Annotated in this window: 2 protein-coding genes; one reads left to right on the forward strand and one right to left on the reverse strand. The window is 59.8% G+C overall.

Translation table 11 applies throughout. From position 1 onward, the window contains the following. A partial coding sequence (locus ADK28_RS00690; protein ID WP_048794626.1) for a SulP family inorganic anion transporter occupies positions 1-1293 on the reverse strand: 1293 nt, incomplete at its 3' end. A 334-nt stretch (positions 1294-1627) separates the two neighbouring features. Here ADK28_RS00690 and ychF point away from each other — a divergent pair. After that, positions 1628-2719, forward strand: a complete 1092-nt coding sequence (gene ychF, locus ADK28_RS00695; protein ID WP_004941048.1) for a redox-regulated ATPase YchF — start codon at positions 1628-1630, stop codon at positions 2717-2719. Positions 2720-2943 lie beyond the last annotated feature (224 nt).

A 2943-nucleotide genomic window follows, 5' to 3' on the forward strand; every position in this document is an offset into this window, starting at 1 on the left:
GCCGGCAAAATCCAGCACCACGCGCTGCGGATCGCTCTGCGGGTCGAACAGCTCGGCGAAAGCCGCAGCAGAGCCGAAGAACAGCGGGCCATCGAGCTGATACACCGCCACCTCGCCCGTTACCTGCCGCTGACGCACGCGGATGCGCGCCTGCTGCCAGGCGAACACCAGCGCCGAAATAATCACCCCGCTGATCACCGCCACCGCCAGATCGGTAAAGATGGTGATCAGCGTGACGGCGACCATCACCAGCGCGTCCGCCTTCGGCATGCGGCGCAAGCGACGCAGCGAGCTCCACTCGAAGGTGTTGTAACACACCACCAGCATCACCCCGGCCAGCGCCGCCACCGGCAGCAGGCCGATATAGCGCGACAGGCTGACCACGAACAGGATCAGCAGGATGGCGCCTACCGTGCCGGAGATGCGCCCGCGACCGCCCGAGGTGAAGTTGATGATCGACTGGCCGATCATCGCGCAGCCGGCGAAGCAGCCGAACAGGCCGCATACCGCGTTACCGGCGCCCTGCGCGATACTCTCGCGGTTGCCGTTGCCCTTCTTGCCGCCCATTTCATCCAGCACCGTCATGGTCAGCAGCGATTCAATCAAACCGACCAGGGCGATCACCACCGCATAGGGCAGCACCACCCGCACCATCTCCAGGGTAAACGGCGCCGTCGGCAGGCTAAAGTGCGGCAGCGCGCCGGAAATGTCCGCCAGATCGCCCACGCGCAGCGTGTGCAGGTTGAGGCCGATCGCCAACGCCGAGACCACCAGCAGCGCCGCCAGCGAAGACGGAATGGCTTTAGTCAGGCGCGGGAACAGCACCACCACCGCAATTGCCAGCGCCACCAGGCCGTACATCAGCGGGCCCTGCCCGGCGATCATCTTCAGCTGCGCCAGCATGATGACGATCGCCAGACCGTTGACGAAGCCGTGGATCGCCGGCAGCGGCACCAGCCGAATGAACTTGCCCAACCGGAAGGCGCCGATCAGAATTTGGATCCCCCCGGCAAACAGCGTGGCCCACAGCACGTAACCCATGCCGTACTGCGCCGCCAGACTCATCAGCACCACCACAATGGAGCCGGCGGCGCCGGAAACCATGCCCGGCTTGCCGCCGAACAGCGCCGTGACCAGGCCGATAATAAACGCGGTATGCAAACCGACGATCGGCGAAAGACCGGCGACCAGCGAAAAGCCGACCGCCTCGGGGATCATCGAAACCGCCACCACAAAGCCCGCCAGGACTTCATTTTTAACGTCCGCGATCCTGACGTTACTCAGGTTAAACATGCATTATTCACTTATGACAGATGACATCATCTCCCCGCGTAGCGGGTATGGGGTACCGCAAGGCGCGGCAGAGTGCAGGCGGGCACAGCTCAGGGTGGCGTAGGCAAGAAATACATCCGGCGCGTTTCCTGTCGGTTAATCGGAACGGCCAGTATGGGTAAATGTGATCCAAATCTCAATCAAAAACCGGTCGCCCGCGCTGCGCTCACCCCCGCCAAGCAAGTCTGATCGAGATAAACGCCCATTACGTGTATAATGGCGGCATTATTTTGCCCTTTATGCAGTCGGTTAAACCTAACCAGCTGATAGTTAAGATATTTAAGGTGATTACAACATGGGATTCAAATGCGGTATCGTCGGCCTGCCTAACGTAGGCAAATCCACCCTGTTCAACGCGTTGACCAAAGCGGGCATTGAAGCAGCCAACTTCCCGTTCTGCACCATTGAACCGAACACCGGTGTGGTGCCGATGCCCGATCCGCGTCTGGATAAGCTGGCCGAGATCGTCAAGCCGCAGCGCATTCTGCCGACCACCATGGAATTCGTCGACATCGCCGGACTGGTGAAAGGCGCGTCCAAGGGTGAAGGCCTGGGCAACCAGTTCCTGACCAACATCCGCGAAACCGAAGCCATCGGCCACGTGGTGCGCTGCTTCGAGAACGACAACATCATCCACGTCAACAACAAGGTCGATCCGGCCGAAGACATCGACGTCATCAACACCGAGCTGGCGCTGTCTGACCTGGACACCTGCGAGCGCGCCATCCACCGCGTGCAGAAGAAAGCCAAAGGCGGCGACAAAGACGCCAAGGCCGAGCTGGCGGCGCTGGAGAAATGCCTGCCGCACCTGGAAAACGCAGGCATGCTGCGCGCGCTGGATCTGACCGCGGAAGACAAGGCGGCGATCAAATACCTGAGCTTCCTGACGCTGAAGCCAACCATGTACATCGCCAACGTCAACGAAGACGGCTTCGAGAACAACCCGTACCTGGACACCGTGCGTAAAATCGCCGACGCCGAAGGCTCCGTGGTGGTCGCCGTGTGCGCCGCCGTGGAATCCGACATTGCCGAGCTGGAAGACGAAGAGCGCGACGAATTCATGGCCGAGCTGGGTCTGGAAGAGCCGGGCCTGAACCGCGTGATCCGCGCCGGTTACGAGCTGCTGAACCTGCAGACCTACTTCACCGCCGGCGTGAAAGAAGTGCGCGCCTGGACCATCCCGGTCGGCGCCACCGCTCCGCAGGCGGCCGGCAAGATCCACACCGACTTCGAGAAAGGCTTTATCCGCGCGCAAACCATCGCCTTTGACGACTTCATCACCTACAAGGGTGAGCAAGGCGCCAAGGAAGCCGGCAAAATGCGCTCCGAAGGTAAAGACTACATCGTCAAAGACGGCGACGTGATGAACTTCTTGTTCAACGTCTAAATAAAATTTCTCGTCTCATGAGGTTTGGCTGAATCTCATAAGAATCGCAAAAAGCTATAAAATCCACGCAATTGCGTGGATTTTTCATTTCACAATGCCGCACAGCTCTTTTTTTAGTAGAGTTCAAAAGTATCAGGTATCAGCCTTGATATCTGGACTCCTTCCTGTGGCATCTGGGGCTACTACTGGGCTTCCTGGGCGACGGTGAGATGGATGAGCCGGAA

The sequence above is a fragment of the Serratia sp. 506_PEND genome (assembly GCF_001076875.1).
GTDB lineage: Bacteria > Pseudomonadota > Gammaproteobacteria > Enterobacterales > Enterobacteriaceae > Serratia > Serratia marcescens.

Excerpts from the sequence above, each read along its gene's own strand:
- ychF (WP_004941048.1), top strand. The coding sequence starts at position 1,628 with ATGGGATTCAAATGCGGTATCGTCGGCCTGCCTAACGTAGGCAAATCC.